19 protein-coding genes are annotated in these 18,570 nt (G+C 39.5%); 12 read left to right on the top strand and 7 right to left on the bottom strand.

Features of this window, described 5'->3' with window-relative positions; translation table 11 throughout:
• Positions 1 to 75 precede the first annotated feature (75 nt).
• Positions 76 to 1,041 (bottom strand): alpha/beta hydrolase, encoded by a 966-nt coding sequence (locus WC222_10355; GenBank protein MFA6916786.1) that lies wholly within the window; start codon positions 1,039 to 1,041, stop codon positions 76 to 78.
• A 189-nt stretch (positions 1,042 to 1,230) separates the two neighbouring features.
• Between WC222_10355 and WC222_10350 the strand changes: the two genes are divergently transcribed.
• From WC222_10350 to WC222_10340, 3 genes are all read left to right on the top strand, one after another.
• Positions 1,231 to 1,950 carry a DUF2071 domain-containing protein gene (locus tag WC222_10350; GenBank protein MFA6916785.1) on the top strand — a complete coding sequence of 240 codons (720 nt, stop codon included), beginning with the start codon at positions 1,231 to 1,233 and terminating at the stop codon, positions 1,948 to 1,950.
• A 39-nt stretch (positions 1,951 to 1,989) separates the two neighbouring features.
• Positions 1,990 to 2,733 (top strand): sulfite exporter TauE/SafE family protein, encoded by a 744-nt coding sequence (locus WC222_10345; protein MFA6916784.1) that lies wholly within the window; start codon positions 1,990 to 1,992, stop codon positions 2,731 to 2,733.
• A 102-nt stretch (positions 2,734 to 2,835) separates the two neighbouring features.
• Positions 2,836 to 3,609 (top strand): DUF899 domain-containing protein, encoded by a 774-nt coding sequence (locus WC222_10340; GenBank protein MFA6916783.1) that lies wholly within the window; start codon positions 2,836 to 2,838, stop codon positions 3,607 to 3,609.
• Positions 3,610 to 3,630: 21 nt separating this feature from the next.
• Here the strand turns inward: WC222_10340 and WC222_10335 are convergent, their stop codons facing one another.
• The 4 genes from WC222_10335 to WC222_10320 all read right to left on the bottom strand — a co-directional run bounded on the left by WC222_10335 (position 3,631) and on the right by WC222_10320 (position 8,151).
• Positions 3,631 to 4,269, bottom strand: coding sequence for a hypothetical protein (locus tag WC222_10335; protein MFA6916782.1), 639 nt, complete (start codon positions 4,267 to 4,269; stop codon positions 3,631 to 3,633).
• 202 nt (positions 4,270 to 4,471) lie between these two features.
• A complete protein-coding gene (locus WC222_10330; protein MFA6916781.1) occupies positions 4,472 to 6,046 on the bottom strand; it encodes a hypothetical protein in 1,575 nt (524 codons plus the stop codon).
• Between the two features lie 526 nt (positions 6,047 to 6,572).
• Positions 6,573 to 7,376, bottom strand: a complete 804-nt coding sequence (locus tag WC222_10325; GenBank protein ID MFA6916780.1) for a tetratricopeptide repeat protein — start codon at positions 7,374 to 7,376, stop codon at positions 6,573 to 6,575.
• 319 nt (positions 7,377 to 7,695) lie between these two features.
• Entirely contained in the window at positions 7,696 to 8,151 is a 456-nt protein-coding gene (locus WC222_10320) for a YaiI/YqxD family protein (protein ID MFA6916779.1), read from the bottom strand.
• Between the two features lie 225 nt (positions 8,152 to 8,376).
• Between WC222_10320 and WC222_10315 the strand changes: the two genes are divergently transcribed.
• From WC222_10315 to WC222_10295, 5 genes are all read left to right on the top strand, one after another.
• Positions 8,377 to 9,831, top strand: a complete 1,455-nt coding sequence (locus WC222_10315) for a catalase (GenBank protein ID MFA6916778.1) — start codon at positions 8,377 to 8,379, stop codon at positions 9,829 to 9,831.
• Positions 9,832 to 10,513: 682 nt separating this feature from the next.
• Positions 10,514 to 11,077: a DUF6036 family nucleotidyltransferase gene (locus WC222_10310; GenBank protein ID MFA6916777.1), complete on the top strand. Its 564-nt coding sequence runs from the start codon at positions 10,514 to 10,516 to the stop codon at positions 11,075 to 11,077.
• A gap of 1 nt (position 11,078) precedes the next feature.
• A complete protein-coding gene (locus WC222_10305) occupies positions 11,079 to 12,515 on the top strand; it encodes a hypothetical protein (GenBank protein ID MFA6916776.1) in 1,437 nt (478 codons plus the stop codon).
• A gap of 100 nt (positions 12,516 to 12,615) precedes the next feature.
• Entirely contained in the window at positions 12,616 to 12,918 is a 303-nt protein-coding gene (locus tag WC222_10300; GenBank protein MFA6916775.1) for an addiction module antidote protein, read from the top strand.
• Positions 12,919 to 12,946: 28 nt separating this feature from the next.
• Complete coding sequence (locus WC222_10295; protein ID MFA6916774.1) at positions 12,947 to 13,645, top strand: DUF4145 domain-containing protein; 699 nt, start codon at positions 12,947 to 12,949, stop codon at positions 13,643 to 13,645.
• A gap of 14 nt (positions 13,646 to 13,659) precedes the next feature.
• Here WC222_10295 and WC222_10290 read toward each other — a convergent pair whose 3' ends face one another.
• Positions 13,660 to 14,928 carry a hypothetical protein gene (locus WC222_10290; protein MFA6916773.1) on the bottom strand — a complete coding sequence of 423 codons (1,269 nt, stop codon included), beginning with the start codon at positions 14,926 to 14,928 and terminating at the stop codon, positions 13,660 to 13,662.
• Entirely contained in the window at positions 14,862 to 15,698 is an 837-nt protein-coding gene (locus tag WC222_10285; protein MFA6916772.1) for a TM0106 family RecB-like putative nuclease, read from the bottom strand. The genes WC222_10290 and WC222_10285 overlap by 67 nt, the downstream gene beginning before the upstream one ends.
• A gap of 166 nt (positions 15,699 to 15,864) precedes the next feature.
• On the opposite strand from WC222_10285, the gene WC222_10280 reads away from it, so the two are divergent.
• The 4 genes from WC222_10280 (at position 15,865) to WC222_10265 (ending at position 18,123) form a co-directional block, all read left to right on the top strand.
• Entirely contained in the window at positions 15,865 to 16,374 is a 510-nt protein-coding gene (locus WC222_10280; protein ID MFA6916771.1) for a hypothetical protein, read from the top strand.
• A gap of 105 nt (positions 16,375 to 16,479) precedes the next feature.
• Positions 16,480 to 17,115, top strand: a complete 636-nt coding sequence (locus WC222_10275) for a hypothetical protein (GenBank protein ID MFA6916770.1) — start codon at positions 16,480 to 16,482, stop codon at positions 17,113 to 17,115.
• Positions 17,112 to 17,984: a nucleotidyl transferase AbiEii/AbiGii toxin family protein gene (locus WC222_10270; protein MFA6916769.1), complete on the top strand. Its 873-nt coding sequence runs from the start codon at positions 17,112 to 17,114 to the stop codon at positions 17,982 to 17,984. Before WC222_10275 ends, WC222_10270 begins: the two co-directional genes overlap by 4 nt.
• 10 nt (positions 17,985 to 17,994) lie before the next feature.
• Positions 17,995 to 18,123 (top strand): hypothetical protein, encoded by a 129-nt coding sequence (locus tag WC222_10265; protein ID MFA6916768.1) that lies wholly within the window; start codon positions 17,995 to 17,997, stop codon positions 18,121 to 18,123.
• Positions 18,124 to 18,570 lie beyond the last annotated feature (447 nt).

Below are 18,570 nucleotides of genomic sequence, written 5' to 3'. Positions count from 1 at the left end.
CAATATTGGCAGCGACGATCTGCAGTAGTGACTTGAAGCTCAGGTTTGGAATGCCTGAAAGCTACGAGAGCCCCATCATTTGTTATTACGCACTTGTTCGACGACTTCACCGATCGCCTCGATCACGAGTTGCGGCTGTTCAGTTTGGATATAGTGTCCCGCATGTGTATTTGTAATTTGTTTGGCCTTCAGAACATTTGTCAATCGCTTCTGACCTAGAAGATGGGCCTGAAAGACGATAGGTCCGAAATTCACCGGGGTGTCAGGGGGTAAGATGCCTTGGGAGATCAGAGACTTAAAGTCGTACGTTTGGTCTGATGTGAGTATGATTGCCGGTAATGGTTGCGATGCAGGAGAGTCGCGAAGCTGCTCAAAGCTAGGCACGAAGTCTGTTTTCTCTTGGGTTGTGTATTTATCCAGATCCGGTGAATAGTGGCTATTGAGGCGGATCCATAGTGCCTGTTGATTTTGGGGTAAAGAGTCATACATAAACTCAGTAAGGGTATCTATAAGGACTATACCGGCAACTTCGTTGGAATAAGTATCCGCATACAGCCTTGCGATCAATCCTCCATAGGAGTGTCCCACTAAGATATAAGGGCCAGGCACCTTGGCTGCAGTCAGTAATTTATGAAGGTCAGCTACTGCGTTCTTGGGAGTGGTCGGCTGAGGCACTGAAGTAGAACGGCTAGATTCAATGTGGTTGCCTGTGATTTTAACTGTCCCTGGGCGATCATAGGAGCAGACTCGTGTGAACTGTGCGACTGCCGGGAATACGCTTAGACCTGATGCAGCCGTATTAGCTACAGTTTTCCAAATATCGGAGCGATCGGTACGTCCGGAGATAAGCACCACAGTAGGAGAGCCGGTCCCTTGACATTCCAGATACATTTTGCGCCCATCACCGATATCGACTAAACTAGAATAGCCCAAAGATTTTCCTTCTAAGTAAGAATTCTGTTTAGTTTCAGTGCCTGTGGCAAACATATGAGAAAATGTCATTGCGACTGTTAGTAGAAGAAGCCTAAGTTTTTGTTTCATGTTCTATGTGTCCCATTTCCTATCTTGTTATCTTGAACTAAATCACTTGTATACAAAAAAACTTTTATAGACTTTTCCTTGCTTCAGAAGAACTATTAAATTAAATAGGGTTTACTCCATTAATAAAGAATAATATTGGTTTCGAAAGAAGTCTATTAGAGTTGTTAAATGCATAAAAAGGCTTAAAAGATGGCTTTAGAACCCTTTCTGTCAGCTAAGTGGAAATATCTTGCGATGATCAATTATGAAATTGATCCCTCTATATTGACCCCGTTCATTCCACAAGGCACCCAGATTGATCTTTTGAATGGCAAAGCCTATGTCAGTCTTGTGGGATTTATGTTTCTTGATACTTTTATAAGAGGATTTCCCATTCCTTTTCACAGAGATTTCGAAGAAGTTAATTTACGTTTCTATGTCAAAAAGAATGATGACGGACGCCGCGGAGTAGTGTTTATTAAAGAGATTGTTCCTAGATGGGGGATTGCTTATATTGCGCGTCGTTTCTACAACGAAAAATATGTCGCTCTTCCGATGAAGCACCTCATAAATAAGCAAACAACACACATCTCCGTAGAGTATCAATGGGAATTCAAAGGGAAATGGCAGAAAATCGCCTTACAGTGTCAAGGAGAACCTCATCCTCTTATAAGTGGGTCTGAAGAGGAATTTATGTCCGAGCATTACTGGGGATATAGTGTTCAACGGGATGGAGGTACACTGGAATATCAAGTCGAACACCTACCTTGGCGTATTTGGAATGCTGAACTATGTGATGTAGCTGTTGATATGGAAAGTCTGTATGGTCCTGTTTTTGCTCCTTTTTTGGAAGAGAAACCTGCGTCCTCATTTTTGGCAGAAGGATCAGATGTCCTAGTTTATAAGGGAGAACGAGTTACAGTGGGCTGATTTAAGTATATAAAAATTAATTTAATTATGAGATTAAGAATGATGGACGATTTTTGGATTTTTTTAGTAATAGGCTTTTTAGCTCAGGTAATCGATGGGGCTTTAGGGATGGCTTATGGTGTTACTACGACAAGTTTTCTTCTTAGTTTTGGGTTTCCGCCTGTAACTGCAAGCGCTATTACTCACGCAGCGGAATGCATTACGACCGGTTTTTCAGCACTTGCACATCACCAACTGGGAAATGTAGATAAGTCTCTTTTTTTTAAATTACTAGTTCCGGGAATCATAGGAGCGATTTTAGGAGCTTTCATGTTAACGTATATTGATGGAAGTGTCATAAAACCGATTATTGCTGTTTATCTTCTAGTGATGGGATTTATCATCATCAGTAAGGCTTTTACAGTATTTCCCCCAGTGGCCGTCACGCATCATTTAATCCCGTTAGGTTTTGGAGGTGCGTTTATGGATGCAATAGGAGGGGGAGGATGGGGCCCCATTATCACCTCAACTCTGCTTGCCCGTGGTCTTGATGCAAGGACGACAATAGGAAGTGTGAATGCTTGTGAAGTTTTTATTGCAACCACAGTATCCATTACATTTTTTCTTAGTAATGTAATCATTGGCTGGCAGGTAATTGCTGCATTAGCTCTCGGCGGCGCTATTGCTTCGCCTTTCGGGGCATTGTTATGTAAATACATACCAGTTAAGGTGCTTTTACTAACTGTGGGTTTTTTAATTATTGGATTAAGTTCCCGCACTTTATGGTTAAGTTTACAAGGGTAGCTCGCCCTTTCTTTAAACTATGACTTGCAACTATCCATCGAGACATGTAATTAAATAATTCATAGATTAATTTTATATGACAGCGAGAGGTCTGGAAGAAATATGACAAATCATCTGACAGGGACAAGGAAAGAGTGGCTCGCAGCACGACTTAAGCTTCTTGCGGCGGAAAAAGAACTTACGAAGCGTAGCGACGAGTTGTCGCGGCAACGTCAAGAACTTCCTTGGGTTCAGGTCGACAAGGAATATCGATTCGAGACGGAGGACGGAAGTGTCTTATTGGCAGACCTCTTCAAAGGGCGCTCCCAGCTCCTGATTTACCACTTCATGTTCGCTCCTGAATATACTGACGGTTGCCCGTCTTGCTCATCGATTGCAGACGGATTCGAAGGCATTACTTGTCATCTGGCCAATCATGATGTAATGCTTTGGGCGGTGTCGCGGGCTCCCCTTATAAAGCTGCAGGGTTACAAACAAAGAATGGGATGGACTTTTCCCTGGGCCTCTTCCTTTGGAAGTGACTTCAATTATGATTTCACCGTTTCAATCACCGAGGAGCAACAGAACGAAGGCACTGTTGAATATAACTACCGTACAGAACCTGGGGCTAAAGTGGGTCAAGAGTTGCGTGGAAATGAAGGACCCGTAGCTGCTATGGCGGCAACGACCGGAACCGATGTCCCTACCTATATGCGCGAAAGGCCCGGCATGAGCGCTTTTGTGCTTGATAAGGGCATCGTTTACCATACTTATTCTACCTTTGCACGTGGTCTGGACGGTCTTTGGAATATGTACCAATGGCTCGACCGTGCGCCTAAGGGGCGCAACGAAAAAGGTTTTTGGTGGCGGCGCCACGATGAATATGATAAAAGCTGAACTCCCATTTTGTCCCTGAAGTTATGCAGAAGTGGTGTTCTCTAATGATGTTTTTCTTTCATTATAGACCATGCTTAATTCATCTACCCATGCACCAGGACTAGGATCTGATATAATATTGTGAAACTTGTGATTCAGGTCATCCAGATCAGAAGCGTCTCGAATAATGATGGAGGCGTTTTGAAACTCTTCAGATTCTAAGATTTTACGTTTTTGTATTTGTTTGTTAACTTGGCGTAATTTGTAGCTTAAATAATACCACGCAATGAAGAGGAGTATGGATAGAATAAATAAGCACGTTAAAAGGATGCGTAAAGAGGAGGGAAATTGTTCATCAGTAAGAGTTGGTAAGCTATACCAATCTCTAATAGAGTTATAGAAAAAGCTAAAAGGACTAAATATCAGACATAACATGAGATAAACAGTTCCAAATTTTCTATAAGCGCAGTGTATGCCGACATAAGTTGAGAGGGGCATAATAACAACTGCTGCTAATAGAATAACCATATAAGGCGAAGTAATTTCAATATCATTAATAAATCCCCAACATATAATCGATGTTAAAACAAATAGTGGAAGTAAGGCGTTACATATTGTGATGATTAACCATTGAAATCTTATTTTATTTTCATATTCTGTCATCTTTAAATCTCGTTTCATTCTTATAGATTGAACGTGATTATAGATAAATGTCAGTATTTTTTTCATTAATATTGATCAATAACAGGGCATAGATATATGAAATGGCGTCGTCAAAACAATAAACATTTACAAAAATGTTTGTTAATATATCGGATAATACTTATGCATAATGTAATAAACAACCATTGGAATCTTATTTTATTTAAAGATTATTGTTTTTTTATTCAAAAGGATTTTTGATATTTCTTTCTTTGGCTATATCAGCAAGCTGCTTATATTCAGCAAAGCGTGTTAAACCACAGCTTACTGGATCTGCAAGCTCCTGAGCTTGCTTAATGGTGTAGCCTTTGCAAAACGCTTGATATTTAGACACATAATAAAAGAATTCCAGTGCTTTTACGAATGACTCCTCGTCTTCATACTCTTCTTCTTTATTACGACATTTATCAAAATCAGGATGTCGGACATCGCCAAACGAATAGAATATAGAAAGAGGATTTTCTCGAAGATATTGTTGGGCAAGGTCTATTTGCTCATCTAAGGTCAGCATTTCCCAAGATTTATTGCCCATTTTAGTTTCTGAATAGCCTTCAAAAGCTGAATCTTTATAGGCTATGAATAAATTTAATCTTTCAGGGTCTATAATGGCTCTCAATGGTTTTGCAAGTGCGGTTTCTTCACCAATTACTGACTTGATTGAATTAATTACACAGAAATCAGGTGTATTAGCTGGAAAAAGAATTATTATTTCATAATACGCAAATATCATATGAATAATTCTGGAATGGTGCACTGAATTTTTATTAATAAAATCCTTAAGTTTTTCTCTTGCCGGTCCATTAGTCATTTTAAGACAATATTTCGTAGCTTTATCGCAAATCTGGTAAGTGAATGCTTCATAGTCGGAATGTGAGATAACTAACTGCGAAGTTTTCTGTTTAATTTCAGAATGAAGCTTTTCAAATTCTGAACTGTCTTCACTCTCAATTTTAATCTCTCTGATTTGATCTAGAGTTTTTTGAATTTCAACTAGGTTTGGCTGTCCCATATTATGGAAAGCGTTCTTAGTTACTTTATAGGCAAATAATGTTGCAACGATATAGGGTAGAGATGACAACGCTGAAGCGACCAGGCTATCCACAGCGCCTGGATTAGCATGGGCGCCGGTAAAAATGCAACCTGCGAGTAAGGCTATCGCCAAGACTCCGGGAACCGAATTGAATGCACAAACCGCAACGACACGTACCCAAAAAGCTACTTCAATAGCATTACTGAAACGATCTGTGAGGTTAGAAAGCTGATATAAAATGGGATATTTATAATTTGTTGCGATATGCGTTAAACGAAAAGCAGTGCCTGCTGTGAATAAAATCAGAGGAGATATATCGATAAAGCTTAAGCGCTTGAGAAGGGTGGTTGGTACAGGCAGGGCTGCTGCAGCTACAGTGTTAGCTGATTTATAGAAAAATGCACCGATACGCGCCGCAAAAGCATGCAGATTAGAGTTTGAGGTTAGATGGAATGATGCGACGCAGATCGTCTTACTAATAAATGTGCTGCAAGTTCCTTTTATCCACGATAAACGTGGCGATGTAATAACATCTCTCACTGTATTTTCCGAATACGCCCTTACAGCATGACAATGCAAAGGAGACTCTTTTGAAAGAAAATCCTGATACTGGTTCGGATGACACCATAATTGTTCTGGAAGCCAAACCTTGATTTTATTAGGTGATGTTAACGAGCAAGCAAAATGAAAAGCTTGAATAGGAAGAGTTTTTATTGTTTCAAACATAAAGGTTCTCTAATTGCATTAAAAGTTACTATAGTAAATTTTTTTATTCAAGATGTCAAGATTATTCGAATTACTAAGCTGATTGGAGATATAAAAAGCTAATTGAAGTTAAGCTGAAGATTGCAGAAACTTGCAAACCGATTCTCGAGTTCAATGGAGTATAGAGACTCAGCCAGAATTCCCATTTTAAATAGGAATTTTGGTATTAATATTTGTTGTTTTGTCTAAACGTAATTATAGACAATTGTCAGCATTTATTCATTAAATATTGATCAAGGATATGACATAGATATATGAAATCGCGTCTTCAAAATAATTAATATTATTCCAAATGCATATTAATATGTAAATTACGGAATATGCTTATGCATAATGTTATAAACAACCATACTATTGTTAAAAATGATTTTTGATATTTCTTTCTTTGGCTATATCAGCAAGCTGCTGAGCTTACTTTTTTGGTGTAGCCTTTGCAAATGCTTGATATCTAGATATATAAGTAGAAGAATTCCAGTGCTCTTGTTTATTAGTTATTTTCCTGAAGATTAGCTAAACGATCTTTGATCTGGAGTATCCAAGGATGTTCCGGAAAGTTTGATTTTTCTTTTTCTGCATATTCCAAAGCTTTTTTGCAAGTGTCAATGGCCGATGTCATCTCACCTTGATGTACATACACTTCTACCATTTCTTTATAGGCAACGGACAGCTCGCAATGCATCAGTCTTTCCATACTTCTTGAATTTTTCCTTTGTAAAAGAGCTTCAAGATGACCTATCGTTGTTTTAAAAGCGTTCAATGCATCGTCGGGCCTCCCCGCTAAAAGTAAATAACGGCCCATCCTGATCGACATCTGTTCGACACGAAATTCTTTATCAAAGGACCCATAACGAGCTTGCTTTGTCAATTCAATAGCTTCAAACAAAGCATCAATCGCACGATCTTGTTTTCCTATTTTAGATAAGGCTTTAGACCTCTCATAATGAACAGAAGACATTAACATACCGATCTGATCGGAGGGAGCATAGGTCTTTTCAATCTCTTCGTAAATCTCAAGAGCTTCATTCGGCCTTTCCAGTCGTGTTAAAATGGTCCCTTTTTTCAATAAAGCCCAGCCTCGTTCATAATCGGTCAGATTTTGACTCAGAAATTGATCTACTAATGTCAAAGCTTCTTCGAATTTCTCCAAGAAATGCAAAACGTTGACTTGATCCAGGCCTGTAACTGAATGCAATCTTTCCACTTTTTGGTCGTTTTCTTCCAGGCGTTCTGAATACACACCTGAACAGTGCATAAGGCAAACAGCAAAAAAACAAACTAATAGTTTTATCATAATAATTAATACCTAAGTAAATTAAATGAGGTAATTATACTCTGGAACTTGGACAAAGTTTAGGTTGGCCTAGATTTGTCCAACGAAAAGGTTAAAAATATATCACAGACGTGAATAAGTCAATTTCATCTTCTCAAAAACTTCCCAGCAAGCCACGTAGGAGGGCTTAGCTTTTTTAAATGACAATGATGAAAAAACTGTTTCTTACTTTTATAGATGATCCCATAATTCGGCCATCCAGTTAAGGAGAGGGCCTTTTCCGCCCATTATGTCTTAATGTACTGTAGAGGCGTTCTGCCTCCCTCTTTTTGAAGCTAAACTACGAAACGAGTTTGTTTAGTGAATCGGCAAATCGCTTAATGTCTTTGAGTCCGAACACTGCTGGTCCGCTAGTAAATGAACCCGCATCGCGTAGTTCTTTCATAAAATCGCGCATCGATAAAATTGAACCAATCGTATTTTCATTATAAATTTCACCACGTGGATTGAGTGCTATCGCTTTTTTTTTCAAGACTTTCGCTGCCAGTGGAATATCAGCTGTGATGACAATATCGTGAATTTCGACCTGATCAACAATATGTTGGTCGGCTGCATCGAATCCTTTATCTACAACAATTAGTTTTATCAAAGTGCTCTGTGGTATAACTTGATAGGAGTTTGCCACAAGGATAACACTTATATTCCAGCGACGACTTGTCTTGAAAATTATTTCTTTAACCGCTTTTGGGCAAGCATCACCATCTACCCATATTGTATTAGGCTTATGTTTAGGCATCTTTTTAATCTCACATTTAACATGGGTGATAAATTTATTGCATAACCAAAGGTAATATCAAGAACTAATAGAGAAATCTGAAAATATTTAAAAAATGCATCTATAAGAAATTTTTGATATAGGTAGATAATCTAGTATCTAATTCATTCGACGAGTGGATCAAACAAGCTTGAATGAGGAAGCTAAGCCCTAGCTTCTCATTCCCGAACCAAAGGAGATTTTACTATGAAAAATGATGATCCAAAACCAACTACAAATGATGCCGGGATTCCAGTCTCGAGTGAAGAGTATTCTCTCTCAGTCGGACCCGATGGACCCATCTTACTGCAAGATCACTATCTTATCGAGCAGATGGCTAATTTTAACCGAGAGAAAATTCCCGAACGTCAACCACATGCAAAAGGATCTGGAGCTTTTGGTCACTTCGAGGTAACTAAAGACATAAGTGCCTATACCAAGGCGGCAGTATTTCAACCCGGTAAAAAAACTGACACGTTGATTCGATTCTCAACAGTTGCCGGGGAACAAGGAAGCCCTGATACCTGGCGCGATCCGCGTGGCTTCGCTTTGAAGTTCTATACAAGCGAGGGCGTCTACGATATGGTTGGAAACAATACTCCGGTATTTTTCGTTCGTGATCCCATGAAGTTCCAACACTTTATCCGCTCTCAAAAACGCCGTGCAGACAACGGCTTGCGCGACCATGATATGCAATGGGACTTCTGGACACTTTCACCTGAATCCGCACACCAAGTGACAGTGCTGATGGGAGACCGCGGGATTCCGAAGACATGGCGGAATATGAATGGTTATTCAAGCCATGCCTATATGTGGGTTAATGCAAAAGGAGAGCGCTTCTTTGTAAAGTATCATTTCAAGACCGATCAGGGGATTGACTTCCTGACCCAGGAAGAAGCCGATCGTTTAGCCGGTATTGACGGAGACTTTCATCGTCGCGACCTATTTGATGCTATTAAGCGGGGTGATTATCCTAGCTGGACTCTGAGTGTGCAGATTATGCCTTTTGAGGAGGCGGCAACTTATCGGCTCAATCCGTTCGATCTGACTAAGGTTTGGCCTCATAGTGACTACCCTCTGCACGAAGTTGGCCGGCTGACGCTTGACCGTAACCCCACCGATTTCCACACAGAGATTGAGCAGGCGGCATTCGAGCCGAACAATATGGTGCCAGGGATAGGTCCCAGTCCGGACAAAATGCTCCTCGCTCGTCTCTTTTCCTATGCAGATGCCCATCGCGCTCGTTTGGGAGTAAACTACAAGCAGATACCAGTTAACCAGCCAAAGGTCCCAGTCCACAGTTATAGCAAGGACGGGGCGATGCGGATCCAGAACGTTTCCGATCCGGTATACGCTCCAAACTCAAAGGGAGGGCCCAAAGCCGACGGCCAAGATTATCCCCAGGTAGAAGTGTGGAATGCAAGTGGTGAGTTCGTGCGTGCTGCTTATACTCTGCGAAAGGATGATGACGACTGGGGGCAAGCAGGCAACCTTGTGCGCAATGTTATGGACGATGCACAGCGTGAACGGCTTGTCTCAAATGTTGTCGGACATCTTAAGAATGGCGTGTCAGAGCCGGTTCTGCAGCGAGCGTTCGAGTACTGGCACAACATAGACAAGGATATCGGTGAACGAATCCAAAAGGGAGTAAAAAGCAACTGATTGGTTCTTCAAGAAAAAGAGGTTGAAAAAGGGTGGAGCCTGTGCTCCTGTGATTCATATAAAATGAAAGAAGCCGCGTGTAAAATGAAAGAAGCCGCGTGCAATTCATCAATAAAAAAATCGCAGGATCAAGGCTCCGCTTCATTGTTAGCGTCCCGTGAATATACGTGAAAGCTTTGAAGGGCTTAGCGGGATTGTAGAGGAGTGGTTAAAAGCTCGTTTACAAATCACCTGCCCGTTTAATAATTCTCTGCCAAAAGATGGGTTCGTTTCCGGGTTACTAATGTTGTGACGAAGTGCACGCATGAGTGCATCATAAAAAAATGGCAGTTACTGCTCTCGCTGTAACTGCCTATATCTCAAAGACTCCAGTTACTTGGTACACTTCGAACTTTTGATTGGCTCACCTTCTCTCAAGAATTTTCAACTCTCTCGAAATTAATAGCTAAAAATTCACTTGAAAACAATGTATCACGAAAGATGCAGAAATAAGGCTATTTGGAGAAGAGGCGTTGGAATCTATGAAACCGCCAATGAAAATAACTTAAAGCTCTGGCTGGGAGAGTCTATGCTTGCCCATTGGTGAAAACTTTTTATTTGACATCTTGACATGTTTTCTTGAAACGTGATATTATTAATATTGAAACGAGAGGATTAAATTCTTGTTTAAGGAGAATAATATATGTCAATCTTTAGTCAGAAGTCGCTCAATCAAGCTCTTAGTGAATTAGGAAAGCTTCTTTTAGATAAAAAGCAACATTATGAAATTGTTGTGATTGGAGGGGGAGGGCTACTTTTGCTTGGACTAATTACTCGTCCTACAAGAGATCTTGACTTGGTCGCTTGCATCGATAAAGGGCAATTCGTTACAGCCAAACCACTTCCACAACCTCTTACTCAAGCTATCAAAGAAGTAGGGGCAGCCTTTGGTTTTGCAGAAGATTGGATAAATAATGGGCCCTGGCAGTTATATGAGATGGGGCTGCCTATCGGGTTTCAAACGCGCTGGCATACAACACAGTACGGAGCGCTTACAGTTCATTTAGCAGGTAGATTTGATCAAATCTGCTTTAAGTTGTATGCAGCTGTTGATCAAGGTATCGACAGCAAGCATTTTGCTGATCTTAAGTTGTTGAAGCCTAGCAAAAAAGAACTGGAAGAAGCAGAAAAGTGGTGCAAAACTCACGATGTTTCTGAATGTTTTGCTGAGCTGATGTTAGGTATTAAAGCAGAGCTAGGAGGTTAGAATGAGTTCATTGATTGAACGAGTTGATAAGGCTTTAGCTGATCTTGCTTGGAGTCTTTGGTCTGGGTTGGGAGTAGCGGGAGTAGATCAGCAACATAAAAACTGCCTCATTGCGCTTGAAGAGCTTATCATACTTACAGCTGTAGTCGCAGAATCGGATCCGCGCTTAAGGGATGAGGCGCTAGATTGGTGTTCTAAATATCACCATTTTGTTTCTGTTAGCCGTTTACGAACGTTAGTGAATGGATTAGGAGAGCAGGTTTTTGAGTCATTTTCATTGTTTGCAGCGACATTAAATTCGATCGCTCAAACAAGATGGCCTGTCTTTACAGAAGTATCCCCATTGCGTGTTCCCTTGAGTGGAAAATCAACGCTTCCTTCTTGTGAAGCGCCAGCGCTTCTAACCTTGCGTTTAAGAGCCATGTTTGGGGTGGGAATTAGAGCTGATCTACTTGCTTTCTGTTTAACGCGAGGTGCAAATAACTTTACTGCAATAGACACCGTAAAAATAGGGTACAATAAGCGGAGCTTAGCCGAAGTACTGGAAAGTTTTGTTCAATCAGGGCTGTTGACAAGTTCAATGATGGGAAACAGACGCGTATATACTCTATCGAAGCAGAATGAATTACATGTTTTAATGGGAAATCTACCAAAAATAGCACCCGATTGGCATAGTATTCTAGAAGTTATTATTGCTTTACGAACTATTCTGCGAGAGTCCCAGAGTTTTTCGGTTTCATCAAAAGTTATTGTTTCGCGAAATGTTTTAAAACAATTGGAAAACTATTTAAAAATACTCGGCCTTTCGTCACCCCCTATTTCTGATGACCTCGACGAATATTGGGATTCCTTTTGTCAATGGTTCTTGAATACATTAAGAGAAGTTGGTCAGAGTAATTTTTGGGGTAGTTTCCATGTGGACAGCGTCGAAAATACAGAGAGACAAGTCTGTAGTCTCATGCAACATTTGTATGTTGTACAGGATTGTATAGATGGTCTTGAATTTACAATGAACTTTGCTTTGGAATATCCTCATAAGCATGAAAAGGTGTTTAAAGAGAATTATGGTTATGCCATTAATTTTCTTACCGATCTCGTGAAATCAGTCGAAGGCCTGTTTAAATTTCCTGCTTATTTATTATCAGATATAAAACTCCTAGAGATTCTGCATCGATTTGAGTGGAAGGATTTTCCGATTATACGAGAAGATATCAATAAATTTTTCGCAGTTAAAATGATTTCTAACTCCAGTTATGCCTTAAGGCAATACCAAGATCTTGTGCAAATCTTAAACAAATTTCATAGTTTTATGTTTAGATTCACAGAACAATTGAAAAAATTTTATTTCTATAACACAGATGTCCACTTATTAACTTTATCGCCCAGTCAGAAAAGGCGTCATGAAATAATGAATTTGTTTTCAACGGAGGAGGAATAAAGTCATCTTGCTTCTTTGCGGTGGCGATAAAGGCTCCAAGATAGGGACATCGTTAAAGCAAAGGAGTATTTGAAGGATTATCAATCAAGGGAGATAGGTCATGGCAAGAAGTAAAAAATATCAAGAGTTTCTGCTCGAGCATTTAGCTGATCACGATGAAGCTGTCGCGTACCTAAACGCAGCTTTAGAAGAAAGCGTAAAAGGTGCCGAAGAGTCTCAACAGCATTTCTTGATCGCCCTTCGAAACGTTGCAGAAGCGCAGGGTGGAGTTAGCGCATTAGCTAAAAAAGCTCATGTTGGTCGTGAAAGACTCTACAAAACGCTTTCTGGTGCTGGCAATCCTAAATGGCATACTCTTGTTTCTTTGTGTGTGGCGATGGGACTGAATTTAAGACTTTCATAAGTATCAAAAAATAAAGAGTAAATAGATCGTGAGCTTAATTTCCAAGATAAATGAAATAAAAAATACTGAACAAATGAATTGCCCTCATTGTGCTGTCAAAGCTTTATTTAACTTTTCTCCTCCAAAAGAAACTCGAAATATTGAAATCAGAGATGCTTTTTGTCAGGGTTGTGGAGAAGTAATAGTGCAGATTAGAAAAGTTAATTCTGAACTAATTCCAAGGGGCGCTTTAGGAGGTTTAACTAACTCAAAGAGTTATGAGAAATGGCAAATGGCATGGCCAAAGGAACAGGTTATATGTATTGACGAGAGAGTTCCTATAGAGATCAGGAAAGACCTCAATAGTGCTAATACATTGATTGATATTTCACCAGATGCGGCAGCCGGTCTTGCAAGAAGAGCGCTTGAAAGAATCCTAAAAAAATACCTAAAGTTAAAGGGAAGAGATCTTGATGCTTTAATTACCGCTTCAGAAGATCTTTTACATCCCAGGATTTTTGGAATACTGGATGCTGTTCGAAAGACAGGAAATTTTGGTGCTCATCTGAAAGAAGACGCTGATACTGAAGAACTTTTCTTTGTTGAAAATGATGAAGCTCGCTTAGCTGTAAGGGCTGTTGTGGATTTGGCTTTAGATTGGTTTGTGGAAAATGTGAAAGCTCAAGAGTTTTTGCAGCAAATAACAAATAAGACTGAACGGACAAGAAAAATTAAAACGTCAAATTAAGAATACTTCTGTACTTAAGGATCTTTTTTTTCAATGAGTGACCATAATTCAATTACTTGTTTTTTTATGGCTATATTGACATGACGCACGCTGGGCTTTAAATTTGGACTTGCTTCCGTAAGTATCCTAAGAACTTCATTTTTAAGCAGTTTTTGAGGAGCGATTAACTGAATTTCTTCTGCTAAATATTCCTCCACTTCAATATTTGATGGGGATGTCATAAGAAATTTCACATGTAAAGTCTTATATCCAAATTTAGTCTTTGATACTTTCTTGACTTGAGCGGGACCATTGGGAGTGGCAACAAAATCACCAACAGCAATTTTTGGTTTTGTTCTAAGATTGAATAGAAGCACCGGATATGCATTTTTTTTAATAGCATTAGAGATTTTTTTAATAGCACCTTTTACATTGTGTATTCTCAAAAGATCTTTTACGGTAGAAATGACATGGAGACATAGAACACATACACCCTGAATTGCGTGAGAAAAGTCTTTCAAGTCAACGTTTGTTTCGTCAATAATTCTCTTGGAATGCAATAGTTCACTAGGTTTTCCAAATGAATTTCGATAACTTAAAAGTAGAGCTTTTTCATGTTTTTTTGCTTGTAATAATATTTTCTTAAAACATTCCTTTTCATCGCTCAACTTACATTGGATTTTTTGAGTTAATTTTTCTTTGTTGGCGTACCAGCACTTGATTGGGTCTAATTGTATTGCTTGCTGCTCTGCACTTTGTTGAAGCAGGTGAATGTCTTGCGCGAGTGCTTTATTGTTACACCCCCAAAAGTCAATGCGGTCGTTGAGTTCTTTTTTTTTTCTAGCAAGCTCATGAAGGCAGTTGTAATGGCTGTAATAATTTTTATTATTTGCTTTCCTGAAACCTATCAGATCTATCAAGATCTCAATTAGTTTGCGTCTCCAAATCGAGAGTTCGTCAATTTTCGTTTGTAAAATTTTATTGTTAAGCTGTTTGTCGCTTTCAATTGGTGGTGGAGTATTGATATTGTCGACTAAAAATGAGTTGGCAAACATAACACCAAAAACGGCTTTATCAACTTCATTAAGGACATTATGTAAGTAATATTTGCGTGGGTCGTTTGCATTAGAAACACTAACAGTATAAGAGCTATCGTCGATTCCTAAAGCTCTACGAAGTTCATAGCTACCCTGCATCACTAATTCATAAATGTGTGGATGCTCAGCTTGCTTTTCAGTCATTTCAAATTTGCCCTCAACAATGATTTGTCTATCATTAAAGTCTGTATATTTTCTTTGATCCATCTAAAAAGATGTTCAGTGGCTCTTACATCATCCTCATTGTAGTTGATGATGTCATCCATAATTGATTTCTCGCCGGTCGCAAGCCACTGATCATACCAGAACACACTTTGACCGCCACCAGCTTTTTGATGACGCCATTTAAAATTGAGAAAGGGGGATTTGGCAATGTCTTTTATTGAATAGAAGTGGAGAGGGAATATGATGGATTTCTCAACAACTTGTTGTAGGTCTACAAGCTTGTCTTGAAATCTTTTCAAAAGAGGAGAACCGTCATAAAGCTCTGATAACTTTTCAAGGTGCGTTTTTTCGTAGTTGGCATAGTGATACACAGTGTATTCTTCCGGCAGAAGTTTCACCCAATTGACGAATGCATCCCACATTGCTTTTTCATCTTCAGGGCGATCAGCCAGAAAGTAAAGAAAGTATCTGTCTTCAGCTTTATAAAAGCGCACGTTTTCAGGAAGCGCATATTGGCCTGTGGGATCACCGCTAACCCAAAAACCAAAGATGTAATCGACATCTAAAAGAGGATTCCCTTCTATATCAAAATACAGCTTTAAGGGCGTGTCGGGGAGATGATCGAAATCGCCAATAAGAAGAACTTTATTATCGATTAAAGATTGAGCTTGCAATTGTGCTTTTTGGAGTCTTTCAGGTGATGCGTAGGACACTTTTGGCAATTCGGCAATATTCGTGGTTACCATGTCCTCCAGAGTTTTAATCCCCATCTTTTGCAAGCTACTAAGACTTCTACTATCAAGTTTGTAGATGAGGGAGATATCTCGGCTAGCTTGAGCTTCCTCTAAAGCGTATTACAGCTGCAACAACTCAAAACGGACTTGCAAAAAGATTTGGACACGAGAAGAACAGCTTCTTGCTCCACTTCTAGAATATTTTGATAAGATTCGTCTAACCGATGCTCAAATAGAAAGTGTTGTGGCTTCTTTGAAGCAATCGTATGCCCATGAGCAAGAATTTTTTAAGCATTCACAAGAAGCTTTACGAAAAGAGTTAGATCAAATCCAAAGCCGACTTTCCAAGTTAATCGACATGCATTTAGATGGGTTAATGGATTCCGGAACTTATCATCTTAAATTGGAAGAGTATAAGAAACGTCAGAGGGAAATCACAGGCGAAATGAAGGCTCATGTCAACGCAGATGAGACTTGTTTGATTACGGCGAAGACAGTGTTAGATTTGGCTAAACGGGCGAAAGAGATCTTTATAAGTTCGAAGATGCCTGAAAAACAGCAATTGTTGAATTTCGTCTTTTCGAACTTAAAATTGGATGGAAAAAAGCTGTTAGTGACATTGCGAGAGCCGTTTTTGACCCTATGTGAAATGTCACATCAACCAGCGAATCTCCAGTTACTGGCCACACTTCGAACTTTTGATTGGCTCACCTTCTCTCAAGAACTTTCAACCCTATCTTTATTAAATGTTTAAAAATTGTTGAAAATCGTGTATTTAATAATATGTCACGTATGTCCATTAATACTGGATATACAATACCATTTATATTAATATGAGGTATCCAATGAGGAAAGAACGATGGGTACTTTTGGAGTTATTAGAGGGAAAATTAAAACAGAAGAATTTGATTACGAAGGCTTGATGCAAACATTGCGGAGCTATAAAAAACCGCGAGATGCTGTTACTCGGTTTTTACGTGATGGGTCGATTATACGAGTAAAAAAAGGGCTTTATGTTTTCGGTGAAAATTATCGTAGAGGGGTTATTTGCAAGGAATCCATTGCCAACCTAATCTATGGTCCGTCTTATATTTCTTTAGAATATGCCTTGTCTTATTATGGATTAATTCCAGAACGTGTAGAGCAAATTACTAGTATGACTCCATTAAGGAGCAAAACATTCCAAACGCCTGTGGGAGTATTTACCTATGTTCATTTACTCCCTCGAAAAGTTGCGGTCGGTGTCACTGTTGTAGAGGCTGACTCGCAACACCAATTCTTAATCGCGACCCCGGAAAAAGCGCTTGCCGACAGGATATCGTTTCACAAGAATCTGACCTCCACGCGGGATGTATACTCATTCGTATGCGAGGGACTTAGAATTGAAGAAGATATGCTAGCTAAATTGCAAATTCCCTTGCTCAAGAAAATCGAAGAAATTTACCAGAATCCGGCAGTTACCCACTTGATTCAGCTTGTTAAGGAGCTCTCATGATATCAGAAGCCATTCTAAGACGACTAGAAAGCTATAAATGCTCATCTCACCAAGAATATGAAGCTGCTCTACTTGAAATTATTCAAGAAATTGCATTACTGGGGCTCTGGAGGTCAAAATTTTTTGAAAAAGCAGTCTTTTGCGGTGGAACTGCTTTGCGAATTCTCTATGGGTTAGATCGTTTTAGCGAAGATCTTGACTTTTCTCTTTTATTAAAAGCACCCAATTTTGAAATGAAGACTTACCACCAAAGTGTAGTTCGTGAATTGCAATCCCTTGGGTTTGATGTCATAGTTGAGGAAAAAAAGAAGACAACTGAATCCGCCGTGCAATCTGCTTTTATTAAAGCCAATACGAGAGAACATTTTTTACGCATTGGGCTTTCTACAGAAGATCAAAAAAGGATGCATTCTAATAAAGTTCTTAAAGTAAAATTTGAAGTAGATATGGATCCTCCTCTAAAGTTTAACATTAACTATCGGCCACTCACATTTCCAGGACCATTTTCGGTTGCTACGATGACTCTTCCCGATCTTTTTGCGGGTAAAATGCATGCGCTACTTTTCCGTGAATACAAAGGATGGGTCAAAGGGCGGGATTGGTATGATTTTCTGTGGTTTCTAGGACAGAAGATTCCTTTAGGACTTACCCATCTTGAGGAGAGAATGCGACAAGCCGGGCATCTTCCAAATGACCATCAATTAACTGAACAAAGATTAAAAACGCTTTTAGATGATCGGATTAGACAATTGGATGTCGCATCGGCTGCAGCTGATGTTCGTCGTTTCATTAAGGATCAATGGAAGATCGAGCAATGGTCTCAAGATTATTTTCTTGAAAGTGCAACTCATCTCTTGACGACGACTTAGGGATGCTTTTATGAAGTTTGATTACTGGTCTTGTTCAAAATTTGCCGATTGGCTTCGCGGCACTCCTAAAATTCATTCAGGAACTGCTGAAGTAATGGAATGTTTTGAGAAAGAATGCATTTTTGAAAAAATCAGCTAAGCAAAGAGGGCAAGAAAAACTTCTAGCACTTTTAAAGGAAAAACTTTCGGCTAATTCAACTTAATCGGCATCCCCACCATTTCCGTCATTACTGCCTCTGCTATACTGGCTATCACTCCCGCATTCCATGTCAGACCTAGTGGTCTTTTATTACACACAGTTGTGATTGCTTGTTTATCGCGGAAGCGATAAGAGTAGTTAGCCCCGCGTGAAACAGAAGGCCGTCAAGCCTGACGTGTAACGTGGGGTATTATGTGATCAAAATAACATGAGCTGCGGTAGCAGCGAAACATTTCATCCAAAAACAAATCGTTCGTCGAAATTAATTTTTTGCAGAGTCAGAAATTTTTTGTATTCTTCTTCAAAAGATATTTTTTTATCGCCAGTTTTTGTCCTCAACTGCACCGCCAGTGCATCATTGGTAGCTATGCAAAAGCAGCACTCAGA

It is taken from the genome of Parachlamydiales bacterium (assembly GCA_041671045.1).
Classification (GTDB): domain Bacteria; phylum Chlamydiota; class Chlamydiia; order Chlamydiales; family JABDDJ01; genus JABDDJ01.
This window is presented reverse-complemented; position numbering and strand designations above follow the sequence as displayed.